The sequence below is a fragment of the Bradyrhizobium sp. Crot121 genome (assembly GCF_059512385.1).
Window position 1 is genome coordinate 21,849 of record NZ_JCAMOR010000061.1, and the last position, 19,003, is coordinate 40,851.

The window sequence follows — 19,003 nt, forward strand, 5'->3', positions numbered from 1 at the left end:
TGCTGGGCGTTCTCATTACCGATGGCTGCCAAGGGCGCCGACGGCCAACGATTGCGGAGGCCGGATGCCCGTCCACGTCGAAGAAGCGGCGTGATCGTTGCAAACGCGACCTTGGAAACGCGACCCTTGCAAATTTGTAATCGCGTGAACACCAAGGCGCCATCGGGACGACCAAAAGCCGCCGACGTTTGAGGACTATATGAGGTCCTCGGCCCCACCGGAATTCGCACCGATGTTGTTTCAAGCTGTAATTGTTTGCCTGACGGTCCTCAGCGTTGGCCTTCTCATCGCCCACATGGTCGACGCCCTCAGGACATGAGGTAGCGTCGCTTCGCGCGGCTCAGCCCGCAATCCGATATCACGATCGCGCTTCGTGGCGACGAAAGTACATGTATGCCCCAACGGTAAGGTAATTGGTCGCGACCGCGATCACATTCCACATGACGATGTTCTTTGAGCCGATCGATACGCCATAGATCACCCAGAGAATTTGAAAAGTGCCCATGATGGCTGCCATTCGGGGTCATGCCGACGCTGGAGCGCCGATTCAGCATCGCAATGAGGTCGGGCAGATCTGCGAAGGTTGTCCCGAATCCGCCACGAAGCCGATGATTTGAGTGAGGTCCATCATTTCTCCCCTCAACGCGCGACCAGCCGTTGATATATTGTGCGGTGCTCCCCAGGGCGCAAAATACGATCAGTCGCAAAAATACGATCAGTCTTGGGCTGGACCGTTTTCGAGCGAAGCATGCCCTCGGGCTTGATCCGAGGGGGACACCGGTTTGCATAGCAACCGGCGCTCTAGGGACTTTTTCCGTCGAGAAGGGCGGGTTTCTTCTACTTGAAGACCCGCGGCGAGCGCCGTTACACCAGCTTGCGCTGCTTCTGGCGTGCCCCAAGCCGCTCAAAGCGGTGTCGTTGGTCCGGAGCGGCGCCGCCGCTGCTCCGGACCAACGTGCTGTGATGACGCGTGTGCTTGCCGCGTGGGCAAAACCTCATAGGGAGGCTTGATATGTCGCGTTCAACGCTAGCACTTATTGCTATCATGACGCTTCTCTCGATGGGCTTCGTTCTTTGTCCTCAAGACCCTGCCAATGCTGCCACGTTCTGTGCGCAGTTAAGGGGAGCGAAAGCCGCAGGACAGCCTGACTGCTCATTTTCGACGCTGGATAAGTGTCGCGCGCGCGTCAGGCACAGGGGCGGCGGACACTGCTACAAACTGACCCACTAACCAGATAGCACAAATGCACCACGTATTTGCGAGGCCGCGGCTGGTGCGAGCGGGTCGTCTTCGATAGGGATGCGGTCGGCTTCAACCGACGGCTGGTTTATCCCGTGTGCCCGGATCTGATAGCGCGGATCAAGCCGCGCCGACCTTAGGGAAAATGTTCGACGAGCAAGGGAGCCCCCAAATGTACGCCAATATTCTCTTGAGCACGGATGGATCGGATGTCGCGAGAAAAGGCGTTGAGCACGGGATTGCTTTAGCAAAAGCCTTGAATGCTAAAGTGACAGTCATCGCGGTGACGGAGCCTCTGCCGATCGGGAGCGGGCACGGGGGATGGATTCCCGCGCAGGAAATGTTTGATAGCTTTGACGCAGCCTGCAAGGAACGTGCGGGCAAAGCGCTCGATGAAGCGCGGGCCGTGGCGGAGCAGGTCGGGATATCCGCAGAACTCTTGCATGCTCCGAATGCGCACCCAGCCACTGCGATTATCGACACAGCAAAGTCCAGAGGCTGCGACTTGATCGTTATGGCCTCTCATGGGCGTCGCGGCCTCAGGAAGCTATGGTTGGGGAGCCAAACATCGGAGGTCCTGGCGGACGGAAGCGTGCCGGTGTTGGTCGTGCGGTAACAGACATAAATGATGGTGCAGGGTGTGGTGAAGCCGGCTCCTTGGCTGGGCTTCGCCGGCAAACCCGATGTCCGCCTCGGGGCAACACCGGCAATGCTCTGATCGAGCCGAAGATTTCTGCTATCTTCCGGGCCAAATAATCTCGGAGATGATTCGCTAAGTCATTGATTTGGTGTATTTATCTGGTGCTGCCGGACAGGATTGAACTGTCGACCTCTCCCTTACCAAGGGAGTGCTCTACCACTGAGCTACGGCAGCATGCCCGGGAATAAAGAATCGGCCTAGTTGGCGCCTCCGGGCGCGGCGGTTCTTGCCACAAGGCCCCCTCCGGCGCAAGCGCGGGGACGGGAGGCGGCTCGCAAAAACGCTTCGTCCGGTCGAAATTCGGCCAATCCGGCGCGCTTCGGTTCCCCGGGGGCGTGCTCGGGAGTGTGGCTTTGGCCGGTTCATCCTGCCACCTCACAGAAGACCGGGGGAGCCCACCTCCCCGATCGACCGGTGCATGTCCCTCGGCGCCTGGTCTATTGTCATGCAAGTTTGAAAGACGGATGCAACATGCAGGACGAGAAGGACAGGCAGGAGCGGCAGAGCGCGATCGCATCGAGCGAATCAAGACAGCATCGCCTCAAGCTCGCGCTGCGCGAAAACCTCAAGCGGCGGAAATCGCAGGCGCGCGGGCGTAGCGGTCCTGCATCTTCCGAAACGGCCGAGGGCCGACTAGATGACGCGAGCGGCGGCGAGCCGGATCGCTAGCCGGTCCCAACTGATGGGCAGGTGGTGCGCCCGTGTTTTGGTAAGAGGAGTGAGTTGCTGAGATGGCTGCAGAAGCGATGGCGAATCCGATCAGCGCGAGGTCCCTCGCGTTTCCGCGGCACGAGCAGACCTTTCCGACCCTGACCGAGCATGAGATCGAGCGCATGCGCCGGTTCGGCGAGGTCAGGCACTATAGGGACGGCGAAGCGCTGTTCGAGACCGGCAAGCCGGGACCGGGGATGTTCGTGGTGCTTTCGGGCACGGTCGCGATCACCCAGCGCGATGGCCTCGGCCATGTCACGCCGGTGATTGATCAGGGGCCGGGACAATTCCTGGCCGAGATTGCCCAGCTCTCCGGCCGGCCCGCGCTGGTCGACGGCCATGCCGAAGGCGATGTCGAGACGCTCTTGATCCCGCCGGAAAGATTGCGGGCGCTGTTGGTGGCCGAAGCCGATCTCGGCGAGCGCATCATGCGCGCGCTGATCCTGCGTCGCGTCAACCTGATCCAGGGCGGCGTCGGCGGCCCCGTGCTGATCGGCCCGCCGTCGCTCGGAAAGATCGCGCAGTTGCAGAATTTCCTGGCGCGCAACGGCCAGCCCTATCACGTGGTCGATCCTTCAACCGACAAGGACGCGGCCGACCTGATCGCGCGTTATTCGGCCACGCGCGCCGAACTGCCGCTGGTCGTCTGCCCCAACGGCAACGTGCTGCGTAATCCATCCGAGACCGCGCTTGCAATGGCGATGGGCATGATCGGCGACCACGCCCATGACAAGCTCTATGACGTTGCCGTTGTCGGCAGCGGGCCGGCCGGGCTCGCCACCGCCGTCTACGCGGCGTCCGAAGGCCTGTCGGTCGCGGTGCTCGATTCGCGCGCCTTTGGCGGTCAGGCCGGCGCCAGCGCCCGTATCGAGAATTATCTGGGCTTTCCGACCGGCATTTCCGGCCAGGCGCTTGCCGGCCGCGCCTTCAACCAGGCGCAGAAATTCGGCGCCGATATCCTGATCCCGGTTTCCGTCAGATCGCTCGACTGCTCCAAGCGGGACGGCCTGTTCTCGATCGCGACCGAATGCGGGCACACCTTGCGTGCAAGATCGATCGTGGTGGCGAGCGGGGCGCGCTATCGCCGGCCGAGCATCGAGAACCTCGAGGCCTTCGAGGGCCGCGGCGTCTGGTACTGGGCCTCGCCGATCGAGGCCAAGCTGTGTGCGGGGCAGGACGTGGTGCTGGTCGGCGGCGGCAATTCGGCTGGCCAGGCCGCAGTGTTCCTGTCGGGCCATGTGCGCAAGGTCTACATGATGATCCGCGGCGGCGGCCTCGGGGCCAGCATGTCACGCTATTTGATTGAACGCATCGAGGCGACGCCGAACATCGAACTGATGTTCAACACCGAGATCACAGCGCTGGAAGGCGGCGAGGACGCTACGCTCCAACGCGCGCGCTGGAAGAGCCGCCTGGCGCCGGAGCAGCACACGCTCGACGTCAACAACGTGTTCCTGTTCGTCGGCGCCGATCCCGCGACCGGGTGGCTCGAGGGCTGCGGCGTCAAGGTCGACCGCGGAGGCTTCGTGCTCACCGGCCAGAACGGGCTGGGACAAGTGCTGGAAACCACGGTGCCCGGCGTGTTCGCCGTTGGCGACGTCCGCTCCGGATCGGTCAAGCGCGTCGGCGGCGCGATCGGCGAGGGCGCGCAGGTCGTGGCGGCGCTGCACGGCTTCCTCGCCGACAACGCCACTTCCACGGCTTAGGAAAGAGCAGATGTCGAAAGGCTGCACCCATATCGCCGGCATCCAGACCGTCACGCCGAGTGCGCTCGGCTGCGAGGAGTGCTTAAAGAGCGGCAGCCAATGGCTGCATTTGCGGATCTGCCGTACCTGCGGCCATGTCGGCTGCTGTGACGATTCCCCCAACAAGCATGCGACCGCGCATTTCCACGCGACCGGCCATCCGATCATCGAAGGCTACGATCCGCCGGAAGGCTGGGGCTGGTGCTATGTCGATCGCGTGCTGTTCGATCTCTCGCAGCGCAGGACGCCGCATAACGGCCCGATCCCGCGCTACTATTGATTCATAACGCCGTGGGAAACGCGTAACCCGGGACCACTGCATCCGCGTTTACGAGCGGCCCCCGGGTTACGCTTCGCTTCACCCGGGCTACGGCACTAATACAAATAGTTGGTGATTGCTGTCGGTGTGCTGTCATTTATGACAGGCATGCAAACAGTTTCGGCAAATCCCATACTTTAGTTTATTCGCATCATAATCATCTTATCTTCATCATATAAGTCGGCTTCCGATCCGTGAAGCATGTAGCAATCTCATTTGTTGCATCGTAGTGTTCCGCGCGGTTCTCAATGGGGAGTGCTTCACATGGTCCTGGGTATGAGCTTGGCCACGTTTACGCTTGTTCACGTGGTGATCAGTCTGATTGCAATCGTCGCGGGCCTTGTCGTGATGTTCGCCCTGCTCGGCTCGAAGCAGATGCCCGGCCTCACCGCGATCTTCCTGCTGTTCACGATCCTCACCAGCGTCACCGGATTCATGTTTCCGTTTAAGGAGCTGCTGCCCTCGCATATCTTCGGGATCATTTCGCTAATCCTGCTCGCGATCGCCTGCATCGCGCTCTATGTCATGAAGCTTTCGGGCGCCTGGCGTCCGATCTACATCGTGACGGCGATGATATCGCTCTATCTCAACGTCTTCGTGCTGGTGGTTCAGTCCTTCCTCAAGATACCCCCGCTGCACGCGTTGGCGCCGAGCGTGCCGCCGGCGCCCCCGTCCGGCCCGGTCTTCGCCGTCGTGCAGGGCATCGTGCTGGTGCTGTTCGTGGTGGCGATCATCGGCATCTGGCGGCGCTTCAGGCCGATGACCTCGTTCGCGTGACTGACATCGCGGTTTGATAATCGCAGGGCGATTTTGAAATCCGGAGCATGCCTAGACCGGTATGTTCCATCGGCTTCACTCGTACGAAAGGCTGCGCGATGCCCACGATCACCACCAAAGACGGCGTCATGATTTTCTACAAGGACTGGGGCAGTGGTCAGCCTATCGTGTTCAGTCACGGTTGGCCGTTGTCATCTGATGACTGGGACACCCAGATGTTGTTCTTCCTCAATCATGGCTTTCGCGTGATCGCGCATGACCGCCGCGGCCACGGCCGATCGAGCCAGGTGAGCGATGGCCACGACATGGATCACTATGCCGACGACCTCGCGGCGGTGACCGCGCATCTCGATTTGAAGAACGCCGTTCACGTCGGTCATTCCACCGGCGGCGGCGAGGTGGTCCACTATATCGCGCGGCACGGTGAGAGCCGGGTGGCGAAGGCGGCGATCATCAGCGCGGTGCCGCCGTTGATGGTGCAGACCCCGGCCAATCCGGGCGGCCTGCCCAAGGATGTCTTTGACGGGCTGCAGGCGCAGCTCGCCGCCAATCGCTCGCAATTCTATCGCGAGCTCGCCGCGGGCCCGTTCTACGGCTACAACCGGCCAGGCGCCAAACCTTCGGAAGCCATCATCCAGAACTGGTGGCGCCAGGGCATGATGGGCGGCGCCAAGGCGCATTACGATGGGATCGTCGCCTTCTCGCAAACCGACTTCACCGAAGACCTGAAGAAGATCAACGTGCCCGTTCTCGTCATGCATGGCGACGACGACCAGATCGTGCCCTATGCCGACGCCGGGCCGCTGTCCGCCAAGCTGTTGAAAAACGGCACGCTGAAGACCTACAAGGGCTTTCCGCACGGCATGCCCACCACGGAAGCTGCCACCATCAACGCCGACCTGCTCGCGTTCATCAAGGGCTGAGCGGGCCTTCTTTCACCTCTCCCCGCGCGCGGGGAGAGGTCGAAATTCGAGCGCAGCTTGAATTTCGGGTGAGGGGGAGTCTCCGCGAGTCTGTCTGTCACCCTTTATGCGGATAGAGCCCCTCACTCCAACCCTCCCAGGGCGAGCTATGCTCGTCTCGCCCCCGTAGAACGGGAGAGGGAGCAGCTACTCATCGCGTCCGGGCACTCATTCGAACATCGCGCGGATTGCCGCGAACATCCGCCTGGCGAGAAGCTCGGGCGTCTCGCGGGCGCCCTCGGCGGCCCAGAGTTCGCCACCGACGCGCATCGCGCCGGTAGCGATCATCGCGACCAGCCGCGCCTGCATCTTGTCTGTCTTGTTGCCTGTGCGCCTCAGAAGCGCGTCGGCCAGCGTGCGCTCGAGCTTTTCATACTTGAGCTGATCGCGCGCCTGCAGCGCCGGGTTGTCCTGCTTCAGCCGCGCCAACGCCACCACTTCGGCGGGATCGAGCTGGCCGGCCATTGCGATGATGGCGTTCTCCGCCGCCGCGAGCATGGATTCGCCGGCAGGCCGCGCCGCGACCGCCGCGATCAGGGCCGCGCTGGCTTCCTCCTGCCAGGCGAACACGACGTCTTCCTTGGCGGCGAAATAGTGGAAGAAGGTGCGGCGGGAGATATCAGCGGCGGCGACGATGTCGTCGAGTGTGGTCGCCTCGAAGCCGCGCTCCAGGAACAGCGCCATCGCCGCCCGCGCCAGCTTCTCGCGCGTCTCCTGCCGCTTGCGCGCGCGCAGGCCCGGCGCCGCGCCAGGCGCGGTTTTCTCCTTTGATGACCTGCCCTTAGCCGGTCCGCGCAGGTTCGCCGCTCGCTTCAAAACCTTCACCACTTGCAAATTTGCACCTAGTGCACATTTAGGGAGCGCGGCTGGGAACCACACCCCGATTCGACCAGGAGATATAAGCATGAGCGGCTGGAGCACTGCAGACATTCCACCCCAGACCAGCAAAACCGCCGTGATCACCGGCGCCACCGGCGGGCTCGGCTATGAGACCGCGCTGGCGCTGGCGGGCGCCGGCGCGACCGTGGTTCTGACCGGCCGCAACGACAGCAAGGGCAGGCACGCGCTCGAGCGCATCCGTGCGCAATATCCGAAGGCCGACGTCAGCTACGAGACGCTCGATCTGGCGAGCCTTGCCTCGGTCGCCGACTTTGCCGGGCGCTTTGCCATCAGCCGTCCTTCGGTCGATCTCCTCATCAACAATGCCGGCGTGATGGCGCTGCCGAAGCGGCGGACGACGCAGGACGGTTTCGAGATGCAGCTCGGCATCAATTATCTCGGCCATTACGCGCTCACCGCGCGCCTGCTGCCGCAGCTTCGCCGCGCCCTTAAGCCCCGGGTCGTCAATCTCTCGAGTCTGGCGCACCGCTCCGGCGCGATCGATTTCGCCGACCTGCAGGCGGAGCGGTCCTATCGCCCGTGGCGCGCCTACTGCCAGTCGAAGCTGGCGATGCTGATATTTGCGCTCGAATTGCAGCGCCGCAGCGACGCTGCCGGCTGGGGCCTGATGAGCAATGCCGCCCATCCCGGCTATGCGCGCACCGACCTGATCCCGAATGGCCCGGGCACGAGGAGCCTATCGTCGTATTTCAGCCGCTTGCTGCAACCCTATGCCAGCCAGTCCGCCGCGGCCGGTGCGTTGCCGACATTATTTGCCGCGACCTCGCCGGCCGCCGAGCCCGGCGGCTATTATGGGCCGAACTGGTTCTACGAGTTGAAGGGCCCGCCGGTCGAGGCGAAGATCATGCCGCAGGCGAAGGATGCCGCGGTCGCGGCGATGCTGTGGGAGGCCTCGGCGACGCTAACCGGGGTCTCCTTCGACCAGTTCGCGGCGGCCGCCTGAAAAGCCTACGGAATTGCCCTAAATTTCAACACTTTTGCGGTAGCCCCTTGCTTCGATAGGTTTTTCGCGGATCAGAGCAAGAGGCAGCATGGATCGCATCCGAATCGTCGGCGGCAACGAGCTCAACGGCACCATCTCGATATCCGGCGCGAAGAATGCTGCGCTGCCTCTGATGATCGCGGCGCTCCTCACAAAGGAGACGCTGATCCTCGACAACGTGCCGCGGCTTGCCGACGTCGCGCAGCTCCAGCGCATCCTCGGCAATCACGGCGTCGACATCATGTCCGCGGGCAAGCGGCCCGGCGACCGCGAGTACCAGGGCCAGACCCTGCACATCTCGGCCGCCGACATTATCGACACCACCGCGCCGTATGATTTGGTGTCGCGGATGCGCGCCAGCTTCTGGGTGATCGCGCCGCTGATTGCGCGCATGCATGAGGCGAGGGTGTCGCTGCCGGGCGGCTGCGCCATCGGTACCCGGCCGGTCGACCTCCTGATCATGGCGCTGGAGAAGCTCGGAGCGGAGATCTCGATCGACGGCGGCTATGTGGTCGCGAAAGCGCCCGGTGGCCTGCGCGGCGCCGACATCGCTTTCCCCAAGGTCACGGTGAGCGGCACTCATGTCGCGCTGATGGCGGCGACGCTTGCCAGGGGGACCAGCGTCATCACCAACGCCGCCTGCGAGCCTGAAATCGCCGATGTCGCCGCCTGCCTGAACAAGATGGGCGGGCGCATCACCGGCGCCGGCACGCCCTGCATCATCGTCGAGGGTGTCGACAGGCTTCATGGCACACGCCACACCGTGCTGCCGGATCGCATCGAGGCCGGCACCTATGCGATGGCGGTAGCGATGACCGGCGGCGAGGTGCAGTTGTCCGGCGCACGGCCGGAATTGCTGCAATCGGCGCTCGATGTACTCTGCGAAGCCGGCGCCACCGTCAGCGTCAACAATGACGGCATCCGCATCGGCCGCAACGGCGCCGGCCTTCGCCCGGTCAAGGTCACGACCGCGCCGTTCCCCGGCTTCCCGACCGATCTGCAGGCGCAACTGATGGCGCTGATGACCTGCGCCGACGGCGCGTCCGTCATCACTGAGACGATCTTCGAGAACCGCTTCATGCATGTGCAGGAACTGGCGCGGTTCGGCGCCAGGATCTCGCTCGACGGCGAGACCGCCACGATAAGCGGCACCGACAGATTGCGCGGCGCGCCGGTCATGGCGACGGACCTGCGCGCGTCCGTCTCACTGGTCATCGCCGGCCTTGCCGCCGAGGGCGAGACCATGGTCAACCGCGTCTACCATCTCGATCGCGGCTTCGAGCGGCTGGAGGAGAAGTTGTCGGCCTGCGGCGCGTCGATCGAGCGCATCAGGGACTGATATCGGCGGAACCGGTTCTGATCCAGGAGATTGCTTTCGGCATGATGCCGCCCGCACCACTCAAACTGATCGCACTCGATGCCGACGATCTCGCCGTGATCTCGGCGCATGTGCAGGATGCCCACGTGCAGGCCTCCGACATCGTCTGGCGCCAGGGCGAGAAGCGGCTCGTGGTCGGCATGTCCAGGCTGGATTGGGAGCAGACGCTGTCGGGCGAAACCGCCTCGCGCCGGCTGATCGCGGCGCTGCGCTTCGACCGCGTGCTTGCCTGCAAGTCGCGCAAGATCAACCTGGAGGCGCCGGACGCCACCCTGGAACTGCTCGGCATCGAGTTTCACCAGGGCGCCGCCCCCGGCGGCAGCGCTCTGCTCCTGTTCAGCCAGGGCGCCACGCTCCGGCTCGACGTCGAATGCCTGGAATGCGAATTGACCGATCTCGGCCCCGACGACCTCGGCACCGCGCCGGCAGTCCCGGAGCTGCCGTAGGGTGGGCAAAGCGAAGCGTGCCCACCATTCCGAGCACGCCGTTAGATGGTGGGCACGCGGAGCCTGTCATCGGGCGCGCGTTCGCGCGACCCGTTGGCTTTGCCCACCCTACGGGCCCGGGCCCCTTTGTCGGCCATCGAGGGTTGACGGCCCCTATCCGCCGCGCCATTGAGCAGGGACCCTGAATCCAAATTCAAGAACGCCCCATGCCCCTCCGCCTGGACCGAAGCAGCGCCGATTTCGAGCAGCGTTTTGCCGCCTTCCTTGCCGCCAAGCGCGAGGTGTCGGCCGATGTCGAGCGCGCCACGCGGGCGATCGTCGACGATGTGGTGGCGCGGGGCGATGCCGCGCTGATCGAGGCGACCCGCAAATTCGACCGGCTCGAGCTCGACGCCGCCGGCCTGCGCGTCACCGCGGCGGAGATCGATGCCGCGGTGACGGCCTGCGATGCCGCCACGGTCGACGCGCTCAAGCTCGCCCGCGATCGCATCGAGAGCTTCCATCAGCGCCAGATGCCGAAGGACGAGCGCTTTGTCGACCCGCTCGGCGTCGAGCTCGGCTGGCGCTGGAGCGCGGTCGAGGCCGTCGGGCTTTACGTGCCCGGCGGCACCGCGGCCTACCCGTCCTCGGTGCTGATGAACGCGGTGCCGGCCAAGGTTGCCGGCGTCCCGCGCGTGGTGATGGTGGTGCCGGCGCCCGACGGCAGGCTCAACCCGCTGGTGCTGGCGGCCGCCCATCTCGGCGGCGTCTCCGAGATCTATCGCGTCGGCGGCGCGCAGGCAGTGGCGGCGCTCGCCTATGGCACGGCCACGATCGCGCCCGTTGCAAAAATCGTCGGCCCCGGCAACGCGTATGTTGCCGCTGCCAAACGGCTGGTGTTCGGCAAGGTCGGCATCGACATGATCGCTGGCCCATCCGAAGTGCTTGTCATCGCCGACGACACCGGCAATGCCGACTGGATCGCCGCGGATCTCTTGGCGCAGGCCGAGCATGATACGAGCGCGCAATCGATCCTGATCACCGATTCTGCGCGGCTCGCCGCCGATGTCGAGCGTGCGGTGGAGGCGCAGCTCGCAACCCTGCCGCGCGCGGAAATCGCACGCGCCTCGTGGAATGATTTCGGCGCGATCATCCTGGTGAAAAAGCTCGACGATGCGGTGGCGCTCGCGAATGCGACCGCGGCCGAGCATCTTGAGGTTATGACTGCCGATGCGGAGGCGTTCGCGGCCAAGGTCCGCAACGCCGGCGCGATCTTCCTGGGCCCGCATACGCCGGAAGCGATCGGCGATTATGTCGGCGGCTCAAACCATGTGCTGCCGACCGCTCGCTCGGCACGGTTCTCGTCCGGCCTCGGCGTGCTCGACTTCATGAAGCGCACTTCGATCCTGAAATGCGGCCCCGACCAGTTGCGCGCGCTGGGGCCGGCCGCGATGACTCTCGGCAAGGCCGAGGGGCTGGACGCCCATTCCCGTTCCGTCGGATTGCGCCTCAATCTCTCATGAACAAGCCGCCCACTGAGGAGGACCCCAACAATCGCATCGTCGCGGTGACGCTCGATGAGGAATCGATCGGGCGTTCCGGGCCGGATATCGAGCATGAGCGCGCGATCGCAATCTACGACCTGATCGAACAGAACCTGTTCGCGCCGGCCGGCGCAGAGAGCGGGCCGTACACGCTGCACATCGCCATCACCGGCAACCGTCTGATGTTCGACATCCGGCGGGAGGACGGCACGCCGGTGGTGGCGCATCTGTTGTCGCTGACGCCGTTCCGGCGGATCGTGAAGGACTATTTCATGATCTGCGACAGCTACTACCAGGCGATCCGCACCGCGACGCCCGACAAGATCGAGGCCATCGACATGGGCCGCCGCGGCATCCATGACGAGGGCTCGCGCACGCTGCAGGAGCGGCTGAAGGGCAAGGTGCGGGTCGATTTCGAAACCGCGCGGCGGCTGTTCACGCTGATCTGCGTCCTCCACTGGAAGGGGCAGGACGCATGAGGCGCGCGCGGCCGCAATCCAACAAAGCTTGAGCGATGGGGGCGCCGCCCGCGCGCAATCCGCAGGCCGTATTGTTCGCATGCGGCCAGAACAGCGTGCGTTCGCCGATGGCGGCGAGCCTGCTGCAGCAGATGTTCCCGCAAGGGCTTTATGTGCGCTCGGCGGGCGTGAAAAAGGGCGAGCTCGATCCGTTCGCAGTCGCCGTGATGGGCGAACTCGGCCAGGATATCTCCGCCCACAAGCCGATCACCTTCGACGAGCTCGAGGATTGGGAAGGGCTGAACTTCGACCTCATCGTCACGTTGTCCCCGGAAGCCCACCACAAGGCGCTGGAGCTGACCCGCACGCTCGCCGCCGACGTCGAATACTGGCCGACCCACGACCCGACCGGCACCGAAGGCAACCGCGAGCAGAAACTGCAGGCCTATCGCGAAGTCTGCGACGGTCTCCTGACCCGCATCCGCCGCCGTTTTGCCAAGGCGGGTGCCACGAACGAGTAGGCGTATAATTGCCCACGTCGCTGCCACACACTCCGGGTGAGGGTCCCCGGTCTATCGAGAGACGAGCGCACGCGGAGCCAACCCCTCACCCAATCGAGTCCGCGTCCACCACCTGAGCCGCCCTCTCCCACAAGGGGCGAGGGCACATCAACTCCCACGGCAACCTTCTCCCCTTGTAGGAGAAGGTGGCGCGAAGCGCCGGATGGGCGATTCTCTCCGCACGCACAGGACGGCAGTCAGATGTCATCGTTGGCCGCGCGCTCACGGTTGCCCCCTTGTCGCTTCCCTGACAAAGAGCTGTGCTTATGGGGCGCGTACCCTCCTGATGGAAATGATTCGCAGCCGGGTTCCACGGTTGTGAAACAAGGCCCCTTCCGATAGGTTCCGCGCGCGCTTACCCACCCAATCCTGCTTCTTCCAAGAGCCTGCATGCTTGGCCGTCCCAAACTCGTTCTTGCTTCCGGCTCGCCGCGGCGGCTGGCCCTGCTCAACCAGGCCGGCATCGAGCCGGATGCGCTGCGTCCGGCCGATGTCGACGAGACCCCGCGGCGGGGCGAGCTGCCGCGCGCCTGTGCCAATCGTCTGGCGCGGGCCAAGGCCGAAGCGGCGCTGAAATCGGTGCAGCTCGACGACGACATCCGCGGCTCCTTCATCCTGGCCGCCGACACCGTGGTCGCGGTCGGCCGCCGCATCCTCCCCAAGGCCGAGTTGGTGGATGAGGCCGCGCAGTGCCTGAGACTGCTGTCGGGCCGTAACCACCGCGTCTACACCGCGATTTGCGTCGTGACCCCAAGGGAAGCGTTCCGTCAGCGGCTGGTCGAAACCCGCGTGCGTTTCAAGCGTTTGAGTGAGGATGACATCCAGGCCTATATCGGTTCGGGCGAATGGCGCAGCAAAGCTGGCGGCTACGCCGTGCAGGGCATCGCCGGCTCCTTCGTGGTCAAGATGGTCGGTTCCTACAGCAATGTCGTGGGCCTGCCGCTCTATGAAACGGTCACGCTGCTCGGCGGCGAAGGTTTTCCGATCCGATACGGCTGGCTGAACACCGCTACGGTTGGTTGAATGCCGGAACAGCGAAAACAGGCGGGCGCCGCGGAGGCGCCTGCGAAGGCCGAGAAGCCGTCCAGACCGTGCCCGATCTGCGGCAAGCCCGCCGAGCATGCGTTCCGCCCGTTCTGTTCCGCCCGCTGCCGTGACGTCGACCTCAACCGCTGGCTCTCCGGCACCTACATCGTCCCCGGCCGTGACGACCAGGCCGAGGAGGAATAGGTTAGATTTACCAATAAGTTGTGGAAAAGGCCGGTTCGATCAGGATCCCTCCGCCAGGCCGGGCTCGCCGCGCGGTAGCCAAAGGCGAAGGCGGGTGGACAGCGGCCCTCCACCCCACTATAACCCGCCCGCTCGCTCGGCCTTTTCCGGCCGTCTCGCGACCTGCCCAGGTAGCTCAGTTGGTAGAGCATGCGACTGAAAATCGCAGTGTCGGTGGTTCGATTCCGCCCCTGGGCACCAACGCTCCCACCGACATTTTATTGGGGTGGGGCTGCATCAGGGCGGCTAGGCGCCCGCGAACTTCGAAATGGATCGGATCGCCAGGCCTGATCCGCGGCGCGACGACGATGCTGTCAGTGAGTTCGCGCAGCTTGAGGCATGCAGCTTTGGCATCGGCAGCCGAAAGCGCTTTCGCGAGCTGCTCCACCGCATCGAGATAGACGGCGATAGTCGCCGGATGCAGGGTGATGACGTTCGCCTCGGTCGCCCGATCGATTTTGACCTAATAGAGCAGCTTACGTTGCCCTTCCACTTGCAACATCCCGACGCTCGATCTGCTCGCCTGCGTCAAAGCATCTTCGGGGCGCAAATGCGGGCGTCGCATTCTTCGCGCCATTGGTGCCGTTGAGGGTCATCGGCGGTCGATCAGGCCGCCAAGGCTTCGGACCGGGTTCGAAATACCACCGCGGTTGCCTACGCGATAATGCCAGAGCTGACGAGAAGAGGGCGCTGACCAGGTCGTTGCGGCCGGACCTATGGCAGCCGCCTTCGGATGAACAGTCCCCGTCGGGAGCACCGGCTTTCATTTCCAGGCAGCGCGGGGCCGCGGCGCTTTAAATTGCCTGTCACGCTGGCGACCCTTGAGCTGACCGCAAATCGCATTTCGCCGCTCATTCACCACCTTGATTGCATCGGTGACCGCAGGCGATGGTTGACGGTGGAATCTTATGTTTCCTCCTCCGCCTGTTCGATCGCTGCAGGCATTTTCGCCACTGACATCAACGTGCGGGCGACCTGATTGAGCAATTGATCGGCGTTCTCTTCCTCCGCCAAGGACTTCGAGAGTAGCGCGACTATGGCGCTGTGCCGCAGTTGCTGAGCGAGGTTCTTTGCGGTGGTATAGGCCGACATCTCGTAATGTTCCACGCGCTGAGCCGCACCGATGAGTGCCAAGTCCGCGAGCGCGTCCTCCTTTTTCTCACCCTCGTCCATGACTTCCTGGCCTTCCTCGACCAGGCCCATCATGCCTTTGCAGGCCTTCGCTCGTGCGGTCTCCCCGAGCAGCGAGAAGCACTCGTTGAGCCGCTCAATCTGTTCTTCCGTCTCCATCAAGTGCTGCTCGAAAAGTTCTCGCAGGCGATCGAATCGGGCCGCCTTCGCCATTTTGGGAAGAGCCTTGGTGAGCTGCTTCTCCGCGTGCAGAATGTCTCGCAGTTCATGGACAAGCAGCTCGCTCACGCCCTCAGGGGCCGTCGGTGGGGAACTCTCGGTCTTGATCACGGTGGCCGTTTCGCCGTTGCCTTCGGGGAGCAGGGCCGGAGAGGCCATGAATTCCCAATCGCCGCCTTCGTTCCAAGGCCCGCGAGTATCGATCTCGCCTTCATCTCCAGCACCGGTCGAATCGTTGAAGAACTGATTCACGAGGCCCGGAGTCGGCGGGATCTTGCCAATCGAGAACGCGGGCTTCTTCATGCTCTCGAGCGCGGCAGCAAAGGCCTTCATGTGCGTGATTTCGCGAGTCATCAGGAACTGCAGTGCGTCCTTGCTGCCCGCATCGTCGCAAAAGTTGATCAATCGTTCATAGACGATCTTCGCGCGCGCCTCGGCCGCAATGTTGCTGCGGAGATCAACGTCCAATTCGCCGGTGATCTTCAGATAATCCGCCGTCCAGGGATTTCCCTGCGAATTGAACAGATTGACGCCTCCACCGCCTGCGATCGCGATCAATGGATCGGCCTCGGCCTTCTCACGATCGAACTTCGTCGGTTTAAGATGCATACGGGCGAGACAGCCGACGATCTCGAGATGACTTAATTCCTCCGTGCCGATGTCCATCAGCAGGTCCTTGCGATCCGGGTCTTCGCAGTTGAGCCCCTGGATCGAGTATTGCATCGCCGCCGCCAGCTCTCCATTCGCTCCTCCAAATTGCTCGAGAAGCATATTGCCGAACCGAGGGTCGGGCTCGTCAACGCGCACGGTATACATGAGCTTCTTGACGTGATGATACATGATGGGCCTCGCGGGATGCTGAAATACCTGCCCACAACTCTCCAGATTGAAGGACGTTCCTGAGCTCTCGATGCCAGCAATCCGAATGCTGCGCGAAAGGACGCTCACATAGTCAAGGCCCAATGAGAGGGCTACCAGATCGAAGGGCGCTGTATCATCAGCCAGAAAATGCCCATCACGGCGCCGAATGCCGGAAAGCCAAAGCTAAACCAGGCCCAGAACAGCCTATGATATCGCGAAGGCAGCGGCTTTCGTTCAGCTGCCGAGGCAGTCGCCAGGTTGCGCAGTTGCATCTGAATCCAGACAACTGGAAGCCAGAAGGCGCCCGTCACGAGATACAGGACTATCGATAGCACAATCCAGCTCTCGGTCAGCGAATATCCAGCCTCGTGCGCGAGCGCGATTCCGGTCAAGGGTTGTGCCACCACGGCCGTTGCCGTGAACAGGAAATCAGCGAGGACGACAATGCGAGCGATCGCCGCGACAATCACCGGGTCTCCGGTCAAGTGCGCGCGGAGCATGAAAAAAGCGATCCAGTACCCAACAAAACCGCGGCTCCGATGAGGTGAACATATTTCAAAAGGAAATAGATCATTATCTTTCATCCACGATCGCAAGCGCGACCAGATGCAGCACGAAGATCGGAATGATCTTCAAGAGGGGACCAAGAGGCTCGATCCATAGCTCGGGCTGGAGAATGGTGCCGGACACCGCGTAGAACGCCGAAAGCGCCATCGCGCCGTAGAGTCCCTGCCGCGTGAGGGGGCGCCAAGCGATGCAGAGGCCGACAGCAATATCTGCAAGCGCGCCGGCAACAACCGATGGTACGGACAGCAGACCTGCCCCGGTGCCGCGCATCAGCTCCACCCCGCTCGGGTAACCTACCGTCAGTGAGATCACGCCGGTACAGATCCAGAAGAAAGACAAGACAATGAAAATGATCGCCTTGAGCAGATAAAGTCGGGCAAACCATTTTTCCTGGATGGTTGCGGGTTCGGCCGCCAGCGCCTCCGCCAGTGATCGAGGCGGGATGCCGGTGATCGAGATCCACCCCTGCGGGTCTCCCACGGCCCCTCTCGCAATTTCGCGCGCCGCATTGGTTCGTACCGGCGGCCGCCAACCTAGCGCTCCCGCAACATCGCCGAGCCAGTAGGTGAGCTTCGACAACGGATGCGGAATTACGAACGAGCGGGCCGACGACCAATCGTACCAGTTACGGTATCGCGCAATGATCTCTCCCATCTGCAGTCTTTCGGGGCCGGCGAGCTCGAGCGCCAAGCGGGCCGGAGCATTTTCTTTGAGAAAGAATAAGACGGTATCAACGACGTCGTCCAGCTGCACCACCTGAAGGGGCCGTGTATCGGGCATCAGCGGGACCCAAGGCAGACTGGCAAGTGAGCGGATCAAGGCGCTTGCGCCGAATGCTGGACGACCAAGGACCACCGATGGCCTGAGAATAACCCAATCGAGCTCCGTTGCCATCAAACGGCGATCGCCCTCGTACTTCGTTGAAGAAAAGGGCGATGGCTGCGCGCGATCGACGCCGATCGCAGAAAAATGGATAACGCGACGGACGCCACTTTTCTCACAGGCATCGAACAGGGCGCCAACTCCGGCTGCATGAACGCCCTCGGTATCCTCGCGCCTACCATCCTGCAGGACGCCTGCGCAATTCACGACTGCATCTATGTCCCTGAGAACTGACAGCCAGTCTTCCCGTTTTCGGGTGGATGCAATATCCAGCGTCACCCATTCAGCTATCGGCAATTGACGAGTTGCATGGCGAGCGAGCCCAATCACCTGATGCCCCTCGTGTGCGAGACGAGTCGCGACCGCAGATCCAATCAGACCCGTCGCACCTGAGACCACAATCCTCATTGGTTCTTTCAGCAGGTTTGCCGCCTGCTGCTCCAGGCACTTCACCAAGTCCAAGCCACACGTCAGCTCTCCGCCACGTTCTGCTCTCCAGGCCGCGCGCAAGCTGCCCTATCCAGACTGGTCCGCGAAGCGCCGGAACGTTCAGGAGCAGAGATTCCTGATGTCGACTTCATCCCGGAAGATTGTTTGGTGGCTCCTTTAGCTTGTCCAATTGTTCGGCTTCCGTCCGCAATTCCAGTTCCGCACGGCGCCAAAACTCCTCATCCCTGCCTTCGGGTCTCCCCGCAGCTTCCCATAGTCGATGCGCACGAACTCGGATTTCGTGGTCATTCGGATCCGCCATGGCTTGTCGCGCTCCGCTCAGGAGGGGGCCATTCCGCCCCACTGCTCGATCGGGCATTCCACCGCGGGATCGCCGTCGAGGTAGCACCTTGTCATCGGATGAAAATACGGACGACCGCCGAGTGTTCCCGAAGCTTCAGTCAGGCCGCTGATCTCGCGCGGCTCTGGCCCAGCCGCCTAGTGGGAGATCGAGGGCTTTCGTTGAATGCACCGTTTGACCCTATACTGGGAGGTGCAGGTGCGGCGCGACCTGAATGTTCTTCATCATCGCGAGACCAACAAAGGTTAGCTTTCCTCACCAGAAAAGCCCAACCATAGCAACCATGTAGGCGAGCAGCAGTTGAGCTTTCGAATGTGCCTCCGGCGCGAGAAATTGTTGCCATCTCGCTGATCGCATTCGCGAGTGAGGAGACATTGGAGAGAGGCAGGTGATGCGAAGACTATGACAAACTTCCTGAAACTTCCCACTTGGGCCGATAAAGCGCATGCCCTCGCGTGCCAAGGAGGAGCTTGCGCACTTCTTTCAAGCGACGGATGCGTTCGAGCCGAAAGTGCTTGAGTTTTTGAGTTGGCGTGGTCCCGATGACGCGATCAAGAGGATAAGACGCCTTTCCCGTTAAAGA

20 protein-coding genes, 2 tRNA genes and 2 pseudogenes are annotated in these 19,003 nt (G+C 62.9%); 17 read left to right on the forward strand and 7 right to left on the reverse strand.

What is annotated here, in order from left to right:
- Positions 1-358: 358 nt before the first annotated feature.
- The gene (locus tag AC5ZGW_RS34450) at positions 359-517 is read right to left on the reverse strand and encodes a hypothetical protein (RefSeq protein ID WP_165435343.1); all 159 of its coding nucleotides are present in this window, start codon (positions 515-517) and stop codon (positions 359-361) included.
- A gap of 895 nt (positions 518-1,412) precedes the next feature.
- Between AC5ZGW_RS34450 and AC5ZGW_RS34455 the strand changes: the two genes are divergently transcribed.
- The gene (locus AC5ZGW_RS34455) at positions 1,413-1,856 is read left to right on the forward strand and encodes a universal stress protein (RefSeq protein WP_130227593.1); all 444 of its coding nucleotides are present in this window, start codon (positions 1,413-1,415) and stop codon (positions 1,854-1,856) included.
- 183 nt (positions 1,857-2,039) lie between these two features.
- On the opposite strand, the gene AC5ZGW_RS34460 is transcribed toward AC5ZGW_RS34455, so the two are convergent.
- Positions 2,040-2,114 (reverse strand) — tRNA-Thr (locus tag AC5ZGW_RS34460).
- A gap of 297 nt (positions 2,115-2,411) precedes the next feature.
- On the opposite strand from AC5ZGW_RS34460, the gene AC5ZGW_RS34465 reads away from it, so the two are divergent.
- From AC5ZGW_RS34465 to AC5ZGW_RS34485, 5 genes are all read left to right on the forward strand, one after another.
- A complete protein-coding gene (locus AC5ZGW_RS34465) occupies positions 2,412-2,609 on the forward strand; it encodes a hypothetical protein (RefSeq protein WP_130227592.1) in 198 nt (65 codons plus the stop codon).
- A 62-nt stretch (positions 2,610-2,671) separates the two neighbouring features.
- Positions 2,672-4,357: an FAD-dependent oxidoreductase gene (locus tag AC5ZGW_RS34470; protein WP_130227591.1), complete on the forward strand. Its 1,686-nt coding sequence runs from the start codon at positions 2,672-2,674 to the stop codon at positions 4,355-4,357.
- A 10-nt stretch (positions 4,358-4,367) separates the two neighbouring features.
- A complete protein-coding gene (locus AC5ZGW_RS34475; protein WP_130227590.1) occupies positions 4,368-4,676 on the forward strand; it encodes a UBP-type zinc finger domain-containing protein in 309 nt (102 codons plus the stop codon).
- Positions 4,677-4,979: 303 nt separating this feature from the next.
- A complete protein-coding gene (locus tag AC5ZGW_RS34480; RefSeq protein ID WP_130227589.1) occupies positions 4,980-5,492 on the forward strand; it encodes a hypothetical protein in 513 nt (170 codons plus the stop codon).
- A gap of 98 nt (positions 5,493-5,590) precedes the next feature.
- Positions 5,591-6,415: an alpha/beta fold hydrolase gene (locus AC5ZGW_RS34485; RefSeq protein WP_130227588.1), complete on the forward strand. Its 825-nt coding sequence runs from the start codon at positions 5,591-5,593 to the stop codon at positions 6,413-6,415.
- Positions 6,416-6,622: 207 nt separating this feature from the next.
- Here the strand turns inward: AC5ZGW_RS34485 and AC5ZGW_RS34490 are convergent, their stop codons facing one another.
- Positions 6,623-7,270, reverse strand: a complete 648-nt coding sequence (locus AC5ZGW_RS34490; protein WP_130227587.1) for a TetR family transcriptional regulator — start codon at positions 7,268-7,270, stop codon at positions 6,623-6,625.
- Between the two features lie 88 nt (positions 7,271-7,358).
- On the opposite strand from AC5ZGW_RS34490, the gene AC5ZGW_RS34495 reads away from it, so the two are divergent.
- From AC5ZGW_RS34495 to AC5ZGW_RS34545, 11 genes and pseudogenes are all read left to right on the forward strand, one after another.
- Positions 7,359-8,297 (forward strand): SDR family oxidoreductase, encoded by a 939-nt coding sequence (locus AC5ZGW_RS34495; RefSeq protein WP_130227586.1) that lies wholly within the window; start codon positions 7,359-7,361, stop codon positions 8,295-8,297.
- 88 nt (positions 8,298-8,385) lie between these two features.
- On the forward strand, positions 8,386-9,675 hold the full coding sequence (gene murA / locus AC5ZGW_RS34500) for a UDP-N-acetylglucosamine 1-carboxyvinyltransferase (RefSeq protein ID WP_130227585.1): 1,290 nt from the start codon (positions 8,386-8,388) through the stop codon (positions 9,673-9,675).
- 41 nt (positions 9,676-9,716) lie between these two features.
- A complete protein-coding gene (locus tag AC5ZGW_RS34505; RefSeq protein ID WP_130227584.1) occupies positions 9,717-10,160 on the forward strand; it encodes a DUF2948 family protein in 444 nt (147 codons plus the stop codon).
- A 206-nt stretch (positions 10,161-10,366) separates the two neighbouring features.
- On the forward strand, positions 10,367-11,662 hold the full coding sequence (gene hisD / locus AC5ZGW_RS34510) for a histidinol dehydrogenase (RefSeq protein ID WP_456640762.1): 1,296 nt from the start codon (positions 10,367-10,369) through the stop codon (positions 11,660-11,662).
- Complete coding sequence (locus AC5ZGW_RS34515) at positions 11,659-12,162, forward strand: UPF0262 family protein (protein ID WP_028164429.1); 504 nt, start codon at positions 11,659-11,661, stop codon at positions 12,160-12,162. The genes hisD and AC5ZGW_RS34515 overlap by 4 nt, the downstream gene beginning before the upstream one ends.
- Before the next feature lie 35 nt (positions 12,163-12,197).
- Positions 12,198-12,662, forward strand: a complete 465-nt coding sequence (locus tag AC5ZGW_RS34520; protein ID WP_028164430.1) for an arsenate-mycothiol transferase ArsC — start codon at positions 12,198-12,200, stop codon at positions 12,660-12,662.
- Positions 12,663-13,091: 429 nt separating this feature from the next.
- On the forward strand, positions 13,092-13,724 hold the full coding sequence (locus tag AC5ZGW_RS34525) for a Maf-like protein (protein WP_028164431.1): 633 nt from the start codon (positions 13,092-13,094) through the stop codon (positions 13,722-13,724).
- Positions 13,725-13,931 carry a DNA gyrase inhibitor YacG gene (gene yacG, locus AC5ZGW_RS34530; RefSeq protein WP_130229817.1) on the forward strand — a complete coding sequence of 69 codons (207 nt, stop codon included), beginning with the start codon at positions 13,725-13,727 and terminating at the stop codon, positions 13,929-13,931.
- 164 nt (positions 13,932-14,095) lie between these two features.
- Positions 14,096-14,171, forward strand: a tRNA-Phe gene (locus AC5ZGW_RS34535).
- 67 nt (positions 14,172-14,238) lie between these two features.
- Entirely contained in the window at positions 14,239-14,559 is a 321-nt protein-coding gene (locus AC5ZGW_RS34540; RefSeq protein ID WP_130229816.1) for a hypothetical protein, read from the forward strand.
- A 180-nt stretch (positions 14,560-14,739) separates the two neighbouring features.
- Positions 14,740-14,835 (forward strand): annotated as a pseudogene (locus AC5ZGW_RS34545) (metallophosphoesterase family protein); the annotation flags it as partial.
- 41 nt (positions 14,836-14,876) lie between these two features.
- Here AC5ZGW_RS34545 and AC5ZGW_RS34550 read toward each other — a convergent pair.
- From AC5ZGW_RS34550 to AC5ZGW_RS34565, 4 genes and pseudogenes are all read right to left on the reverse strand, one after another.
- Positions 14,877-16,160, reverse strand: coding sequence for a DUF892 family protein (locus AC5ZGW_RS34550; RefSeq protein WP_130229815.1), 1,284 nt, complete (start codon positions 16,158-16,160; stop codon positions 14,877-14,879).
- 131 nt (positions 16,161-16,291) lie between these two features.
- A pseudogene (locus AC5ZGW_RS34555) lies at positions 16,292-16,755 on the reverse strand (DUF2269 family protein).
- The gene (locus tag AC5ZGW_RS34560; RefSeq protein ID WP_130229818.1) at positions 16,755-18,038 is read right to left on the reverse strand and encodes an SDR family oxidoreductase; all 1,284 of its coding nucleotides are present in this window, start codon (positions 18,036-18,038) and stop codon (positions 16,755-16,757) included. The pseudogene AC5ZGW_RS34555 and the gene AC5ZGW_RS34560 overlap by 1 nt, the downstream one beginning before the upstream one ends.
- A 169-nt stretch (positions 18,039-18,207) precedes the next feature.
- Positions 18,208-18,438 carry a DUF2934 domain-containing protein gene (locus tag AC5ZGW_RS34565; RefSeq protein WP_456640799.1) on the reverse strand — a complete coding sequence of 77 codons (231 nt, stop codon included), beginning with the start codon at positions 18,436-18,438 and terminating at the stop codon, positions 18,208-18,210.
- Positions 18,439-19,003: the final 565 nt, after the last annotated feature.

Coding starts and splice junctions, on each gene's coding strand:
- AC5ZGW_RS34450 (WP_165435343.1), bottom strand. CDS start 517: ATGGCAGCCATCATGGGCACTTTTCAAATTCTCTGGGTGATCTATGGC.
- AC5ZGW_RS34455 (WP_130227593.1), top strand. CDS start 1,413: ATGTACGCCAATATTCTCTTGAGCACGGATGGATCGGATGTCGCGAGA.
- AC5ZGW_RS34465 (WP_130227592.1), top strand. CDS start 2,412: ATGCAGGACGAGAAGGACAGGCAGGAGCGGCAGAGCGCGATCGCATCG.
- AC5ZGW_RS34470 (WP_130227591.1), top strand. CDS start 2,672: ATGGCTGCAGAAGCGATGGCGAATCCGATCAGCGCGAGGTCCCTCGCG.
- AC5ZGW_RS34475 (WP_130227590.1), top strand. CDS start 4,368: ATGTCGAAAGGCTGCACCCATATCGCCGGCATCCAGACCGTCACGCCG.
- AC5ZGW_RS34480 (WP_130227589.1), top strand. CDS start 4,980: ATGGTCCTGGGTATGAGCTTGGCCACGTTTACGCTTGTTCACGTGGTG.
- AC5ZGW_RS34485 (WP_130227588.1), top strand. CDS start 5,591: ATGCCCACGATCACCACCAAAGACGGCGTCATGATTTTCTACAAGGAC.
- AC5ZGW_RS34495 (WP_130227586.1), top strand. CDS start 7,359: ATGAGCGGCTGGAGCACTGCAGACATTCCACCCCAGACCAGCAAAACC.
- murA (WP_130227585.1), top strand. CDS start 8,386: ATGGATCGCATCCGAATCGTCGGCGGCAACGAGCTCAACGGCACCATC.
- AC5ZGW_RS34505 (WP_130227584.1), top strand. CDS start 9,717: ATGATGCCGCCCGCACCACTCAAACTGATCGCACTCGATGCCGACGAT.
- hisD (WP_456640762.1), top strand. CDS start 10,367: ATGCCCCTCCGCCTGGACCGAAGCAGCGCCGATTTCGAGCAGCGTTTT.
- AC5ZGW_RS34515 (WP_028164429.1), top strand. CDS start 11,659: ATGAACAAGCCGCCCACTGAGGAGGACCCCAACAATCGCATCGTCGCG.
- AC5ZGW_RS34520 (WP_028164430.1), top strand. CDS start 12,198: ATGGGGGCGCCGCCCGCGCGCAATCCGCAGGCCGTATTGTTCGCATGC.
- AC5ZGW_RS34525 (WP_028164431.1), top strand. CDS start 13,092: ATGCTTGGCCGTCCCAAACTCGTTCTTGCTTCCGGCTCGCCGCGGCGG.
- yacG (WP_130229817.1), top strand. CDS start 13,725: ATGCCGGAACAGCGAAAACAGGCGGGCGCCGCGGAGGCGCCTGCGAAG.
- AC5ZGW_RS34540 (WP_130229816.1), top strand. CDS start 14,239: ATGGATCGGATCGCCAGGCCTGATCCGCGGCGCGACGACGATGCTGTC.
- AC5ZGW_RS34550 (WP_130229815.1), bottom strand. CDS start 16,160: ATGTATCATCACGTCAAGAAGCTCATGTATACCGTGCGCGTTGACGAG.
- AC5ZGW_RS34560 (WP_130229818.1), bottom strand. CDS start 18,038: ATGAGGATTGTGGTCTCAGGTGCGACGGGTCTGATTGGATCTGCGGTC.
- AC5ZGW_RS34565 (WP_456640799.1), bottom strand. CDS start 18,438: ATGCCCGATCGAGCAGTGGGGCGGAATGGCCCCCTCCTGAGCGGAGCG.